6 protein-coding genes are annotated in these 5,795 nt (G+C 73.1%); all 6 read right to left on the bottom strand.

Annotated features, from left to right (window positions below; all coding sequences use genetic code 11):
* Nucleotides 1-6: 6 nt before the first annotated feature.
* Nucleotides 7-411 (bottom strand): DUF6009 family protein, encoded by a 405-nt coding sequence (locus RIF68_RS25000; RefSeq protein WP_309053551.1) that lies wholly within the window; start codon nucleotides 409-411, stop codon nucleotides 7-9.
* Complete coding sequence (locus RIF68_RS24995) at nucleotides 408-1,919, bottom strand: phage/plasmid primase, P4 family (protein ID WP_309053550.1); 1,512 nt, start codon at nucleotides 1,917-1,919, stop codon at nucleotides 408-410. Before RIF68_RS24995 ends, RIF68_RS25000 begins: the two co-directional genes overlap by 4 nt.
* Nucleotides 1,916-2,917, bottom strand: a complete 1,002-nt coding sequence (locus RIF68_RS24990; RefSeq protein ID WP_309053549.1) for a bifunctional DNA primase/polymerase — start codon at nucleotides 2,915-2,917, stop codon at nucleotides 1,916-1,918. Before RIF68_RS24990 ends, RIF68_RS24995 begins: the two co-directional genes overlap by 4 nt.
* A 360-nt stretch (nucleotides 2,918-3,277) precedes the next feature.
* On the bottom strand, nucleotides 3,278-4,567 hold the full coding sequence (locus tag RIF68_RS24985) for a cyclopropane-fatty-acyl-phospholipid synthase family protein (protein WP_309053548.1): 1,290 nt from the start codon (nucleotides 4,565-4,567) through the stop codon (nucleotides 3,278-3,280).
* Between the two features lie 57 nt (nucleotides 4,568-4,624).
* Nucleotides 4,625-5,416, bottom strand: a complete 792-nt coding sequence (locus RIF68_RS24980) for an SGNH/GDSL hydrolase family protein (RefSeq protein WP_309053547.1) — start codon at nucleotides 5,414-5,416, stop codon at nucleotides 4,625-4,627.
* Nucleotides 5,417-5,683: 267 nt separating this feature from the next.
* Nucleotides 5,684-5,788, bottom strand: a complete 105-nt coding sequence (locus tag RIF68_RS24975) for a zinc-binding dehydrogenase (RefSeq protein ID WP_309053552.1) — start codon at nucleotides 5,786-5,788, stop codon at nucleotides 5,684-5,686.
* Between the last annotated feature and the right edge of the window lie 7 nt (nucleotides 5,789-5,795).

Here is a 5,795-nt window from a genome sequence, read left to right as displayed (position 1 = left end):
GCCGGGTCAGGCCTCGGGCAGGGTCATGCCGAGTTCGCGCATGGCGGCGGACTCGGGACCGCCCTCCGACCGCTGGGTCTTGTACCCCTTGATGCCGGGGGCGACGGTGCGCGGGTCGATGGCCTCGGAGGGGGCTCCGGAGGCGTACAGGCCGGTGGGCTGGCCGTCCCGGTCGTGGGGGAGGAGCCAGAAGACGCGGCGCATGAAGGTGCCGGAGGCGCGCGAGGAGCGGGCCTTGGGGCCGAGGACGGCGTAGCCGACCATGCGTCCGGCGCGGTGGTAGGCGGGCTTCCCACGGCGGGTGGGGAGCCTGTCCAGGGTCTGCCGGACGTAGTCGAGGGGCTCGATGTCCTCCAGCCACACGAGTTCCGTCTCGGAGCTGAGCTGCTCGGGCTCGATGAGCGCGCTCATACCGTCTCTCCCATTTCGGCGTTGAGTCCGATGCCCGGGTAGAACTTCCGCTGATTCGACAAGATCATCTGCTTGGGCGTACTGATGCCGATGGTTTCACGGACCCGGGCCGCGAAGGCACGGGACGAGACGGGATTGGCTCCTTCCAGTCGGCACCACCCGGTGTAGCTGTTGTACAGCTGGCTCTGCTCCGCGCGCATGGCGGGATCCAGTGTGCAGCACTCGCCCAGGAACCGGCCGGTGTGGTCCTCGGTCTCGGCGTAGGCGGAGGTGGCGGTGCGGACCTGCTGGGGGCCGGTGAGGTCGCGCGGGCCGCTGAGGTAGCGGCGGGCGCCGGCGATCAGCCAGTGGAGGATGCCGGGGCCCTCCTCGGTCACCAGGACGTCGGCGAGGTTGTCGATCTGCCGGTCGGCGGCGACGACCCGCTCGAACGGGATCAGCTTCATGCGGCGCCAGAACGCGTAGCCTCCGGTGCCGACCTCGGGACGGTGGTTGCCCAGCAGCCAGAGCTTGTGGGTCGGGGTGAAACTGAAGAAGTCCTGGCGCATCCGGCGGGCCTTGATGCGGTCGCCGCCGGTGAGCAGCTTCACGCGGGCCTCGTCGAAGCGGTCGCCCGGCTTGAGCTCGGAGCAGACGATGATGCGGCGGCCGTGGAGCTCGGCCAGGTCGGTGGGGTGGCCCTCGAACGGGCGGGCCATCAGGAAGCCCGGGGGAGCGGCGTCGGCGTAGTCCCCGAGGAGCTTGACCATGACGTCGAGCAGGACGCTCTTGCCGTTCTTTCCCTGCCCGTAGAGGAACGGCATGATCTGGGCGCCGACGTCGCCGGTGATGGAGTAGCCGAGCAGCTCGTGGAGGAAGTCGATGAGCTGGCGGCCCTCCTCGTCGTCGCCGAACGTGTCGGTGAGGAACCGGTTCCAGCGCGGGGTGGACATCGCGCGGGCCGAGACGCTCGTGGCCCGGGAGTGGAAGTGCTTCTCCGGGTCGGGCGCGGACAGCTGGCCGGTGGCGAGGTCGACGACCCCGTTCGGGGTGCACAGGGCGTACGGGTCGGCGTCCAGGCGCGCGGCGTTGAGGACCATGCCGGGGGCGGACTTCGCCTGGAGCAGCATGGCCTTCATGCCGGAGGTGGACAGGGCCCGGCGCTGGTGGCGGCGGAGTTCGGAGGGCGTGTACCGGCCGCGCGGATCGGTCTCGGCGAGCGACTCGGCCATCTCGCCGGCGGCCCACATGACGTTGTCGTCCTCGTCGAGTGCCCAGCGGTAGCCGGACCAGCGGTACCAGCCGATGCCGGGGACGTGCCGGAAGTCGCGGCCGTACAGGGTGACGAAGAGTTTCGCGTTGCCCCGGTCGCTGAGGGTGTCGGGCAGCAGGCCGTGCTCGGTGGCGTGCGGGGGTACGGGGGCGGGGGGCTGGCTCTGCGCGGGGACCGCGGGCGGGGACGAGAGCAGGATCTGCCGAGCCACCTCCTCCGGGTCGAACAGCCCGTCGTGGTCGGGTACTCGGGTCACGAAAGGGCTCCCGGCATCAGGGGACGCTGGCGGCCGGCGCTCATTCCGCTGCGGATGATCTGCAAGGCACGGCGTTCTTGCGTGGGGCGTGCGTGGAGGGCGGCGGCGAGCAGCGCGGACTCCGCGTCGGAGGCGGTGAGGTGCCCGGCGCTCACGAGCCCGCCCGCGGTGTAGGCGGCGCGGTTGAGTTTGTCGCTGAAGGCGGCGCCCTCGGGGACGGTGGCGCAGGCGGAGACGGCGGCCAGGACGGTGGCGAGGGTACGGCCCGCGGCGGCGCGGCCGCCGCCCGCCGCCAGGACGGCGGCGCGGGCGCGGTGCGGGACCGGGGAGCCGTTGCGCTGGGCGGGGGGCGCGGGCAGGTGCCCGGTGCGGGCCAGTTCGAGGGCCAGCCAGGAGGGCAGGGGGGCGGGGAGGCGGGCCGGGCCGACGGCCGTGTACGTACCGGCGTCGGTGGTGGTGCCGGGCGCGATGATGTAGCCGCCGTGGGCCCGGACGTCGACCTGCCAGGCGAGGGCGCGCGAGGGGCTGGATCCGGCCGAGCACTGCCAGGCCTGTCCGGGCTCGGCCGTGTACCAGATGTGCATGCCGCCGGACGGGGTGCGTACGCGCAGGGTGGTGGTGTCCTCGCAAGGGTCGGGCTGCCCGCGCAGGGCGGCCAGCAGGGCGAGGCTGTGGAAGCCGTGCCGCAGGCCCTTGAGGGAGACCGACGGGGGGATGGGGATGCCGGGCAACAGCCGTTCACGCTGCGGCGGGAGGGCTTCGTGGGCGTCCACGTCGATCACCACCAGGCCGGCGCCGCCGCAGGCCACGCCGACGCCGAAGCCGGGCTGCTGCCCCCACCAGGACTCGATGCGGGTGAGGTCGGTGGTGGCGGCGTGGAAGCCGTGGCACCAGCGGCCGGCGGGGATGCAGGGGCAAGTGTGGTGGGAGTGGGGGCGGACCTGACAATCACGGCAGTTCGCACTGGGTGTCTTGCGGCGGGGTGCGAGAGGATGCACGGGCCATCCCTGTCGAGCGCACCACACGGCGATGTCCAGGGGGGTGCCGGGGCGGTCGGCGATCCGGTCGGCGACTCGCTCGGTCGGGGCCGGGCATCTTGAGTCGCTTGTTGATTTCCCCAGGTCAGGGGTCATGCGGAGTTCCTCTCAGCGACCGAAGCGACTCAAAGCCAAAATATGCTTCGAGTAGGTTAGCGGAGGCCGGGACGGAATCCCGTGAGCCCCTGCTGAAACGGTGGTACCGCCGGTCGCGAAGGACCGGGTGAACCCGACGGAAGGGGGGATGGATCGGGTCCACCCGGCGGCCCCGTCCGGCACTCCTGTGGCCGGTCGGAGCAGTCAGGGCGTCGATCGGGGAGGTCAGTTCCAGGTACCCCGTACGAGTGGCATGGACGAGGTGCCGTCGTCCTCCGTGCGGACGGCCAGCACCTGGTTGACGCCGATGCGGTTGCGTTCGAAGGCGAGGGCGGAGGCGGCCATGTAGAGGCGCCAGATCCGCGCCCGGCCCCGGGAGGTGAGCCGCTCCGCCTCGGCGAAGTGCTCCTCCAGGTTCCGTACCCAGGCCCGCAGGGTGAGGGCGTAGTGCTCGCGCAGCGCCTCCAGGTCACGGACCTCGAACCCGGCCCGCTCCAGGGAGGAGACGGTCGAACCGACGGGGGACAGCTCGCCGTCGGGGAACACGTACCGGTCGATGAAGGCGTCCACCCGGTAGCCCGCCTCGTCCTCCAGGGGCCGGCGGGCGATCTGGTGGTTGAGGAACCGGCCGCCGGGTCTGAGCAGCCGGTACGCCCGCTCCGCGTACTCCTGGTAGCGGACCTGGCCCACGTGCTCGGCCATGCCGATGGAGGAGATCGCGTCGTACGGGCCGTCGGTGACGTCCCGGTAGTCCTGGACGCGGATGTCGATCCGGTCGGTCAGGCCCGCCTCGGCCACCCGCTTGCGGGCGAGGTCGGCCTGCTCGACGGAGAGGGTGACGCCGGTGGCCCGCACCCCGTAGTGCTCGGCGGCGTGCAGGACCATCGAGCCCCAGCCGCAGCCGATGTCGAGGAGCCGGTCGCCGGGGCGCAGCGCGAGCTTGCGGCAGACGAGGTCGAGCTTCGCGGCCTGGGCGTCCTCCAGGGTGCCGGCGGACCGCTCCCAGTAGGCGCACGAGTACACCATCGACGGGCCGAGCACGCGGGCGTAGAAGTCGTTGCCCACGTCGTAGTGGTGGCTGATGGCGGCCCGGTCGCGGCGCTTGGTGTGCGCCCCGCCCCGGCGGCGGACGGACTCCTCCGGCGGGGGAGGCGGCGGGACGCCCGGGCCCGCGAGCCGCAGCAGCGACCCGGCGAGGCGCAGGGCAGTACCGTCGCGCAGCATCCGGCGCCCCAGCTCGTGGGCGTCGGGCGGGACGACGGCGGTGAGCCGGTCCAGGGCCTCGTACAGGTCGCCCTCCACGTCGATCTCCCCGGCCACCCACGCCCGGGCCAGGCCCAGTTCGCCCGGCTGCCACAGCAGCCGGTGCAGGGCGCGGCGGCGGCGGACGACGAGGACGGGGGTGTCGTGCGGTCCGCTCTCGCTGCCGTCCCAGGCGCGGAGCCGCAGCGGCAGCGGGGTGCCCAGCGCCTGCGCGGCGAGGGCGGCCAGTCGGTGTGCGGCGTCAGCAGCCACGGGATGCCTTTCTCTCTTCCGTCTCTTCCGTCTCCGCCCGTACGACGCGGTGGCGCGTCACAGCGGGGAGAGGTCCGGGCGCTTGGGTCCCATGCCGTCCCCGGCCGACTGGCCGGTCAGGCGGCGGACGATCCACGGGAGGAAGTGCTCGCGGGCCCACTGCAGGTCCTGGAGCTGCTCGGCCGGCCACGGGCGGTGCTCCCGTGCCCACGGGTCGGCGGGCGGCGGCGTTTCGGGCAGGCCGAGGACGTCGGCGACCCGCCGGGCGACCTGCTCGTGCCCGTCCGGGGACAGGTGCAGCCGGTCCTCGCTCCAGGCGCGCGGGTGCTGGATGGCCCGCAGCGACCACAGGTCGACCACCGCGCAGCCGTGCCGGTCGGCGATGGCGCGGACGTGGGCCGTGTAGATGGCGATCTTCCCGCGCAGCCGGCGCAGCACCGGGGTGTCGCGCGGGTCGAAGCCCGTGAAGACGAGGACCGTGCCGGCGGCCGCGGTGAGCTCGGTGACGGCCGCCTCGAAGCGCGCGGCGATGGCGTCGGGGGAGCTGCCCGGGTGCAGCATGTCGTTGCCGCCGGCGCAGAAGGTCACCAGGTCCGGGGCGAACTCGCGGACGCGCGGCACCTGCTCCTCGATGATCTCGTCGATCAGCCGGCCGCGGACGGCGAGGTTGGCGTAGCGGAACTCCGGAGCCGGGCAGTGCCGGGCCAGGCGGGTGGCGAGCCGGTCGGCCCAGCCGACGACACCGCCGTCGGGCGTCTCGTCGCCCACCCCCTCGGTGAAGCTGTCGCCGAGCGCCGCGAACGAGCAGATGCCGGGCCCCGCGGACCAGGGTCCGTTCCCTTCCGGCACGACGTGTCCCCTCCCCGCCCCTCGGTTCCGCCGGCGCGTCGGAGCACCGGAGTCGTCACGGTCGAGGCGGCCCGGGGGCAGGGGCAGTCAGGGCATGAGATGACCTGCCCCCGCGCCGTCTCATGGCCAGAGCTTCACGCGGTTTCGGCGGGGGACCAAAGGACAGGCCGTGAAAGTGTCACATTCCGCGTGGTCGGTTCGTTTTTTGGGATGAGGGTGGGGTAGGCGGATCGGTTCGGTGGCTCCGGTCCGGCGGCCGGGGCGGGTTCAGGGGCGCAGGACGACCTTGCCCGTCGTACGGCGTTCCAGCAGGTCCGTGTGGGCGCGGCGGGCCTCGGTCAGGGGGTACTCGGGACCCGCCACCGGCCGCAGCCGCCCC

The organism is Streptomyces sp., from assembly GCF_031178505.1.
Lineage (GTDB): Bacteria > Actinomycetota > Actinomycetes > Streptomycetales > Streptomycetaceae > Streptomyces > Streptomyces gulbargensis.
The sequence above is the reverse complement of the archived record's forward strand: the minus strand, read 5'-3'. Positions and strand labels throughout refer to the sequence as shown.

Coding starts and splice junctions, on each gene's coding strand:
- RIF68_RS25000 (WP_309053551.1), bottom strand. CDS start 411: ATGAGCGCGCTCATCGAGCCCGAGCAGCTCAGCTCCGAGACGGAACTC.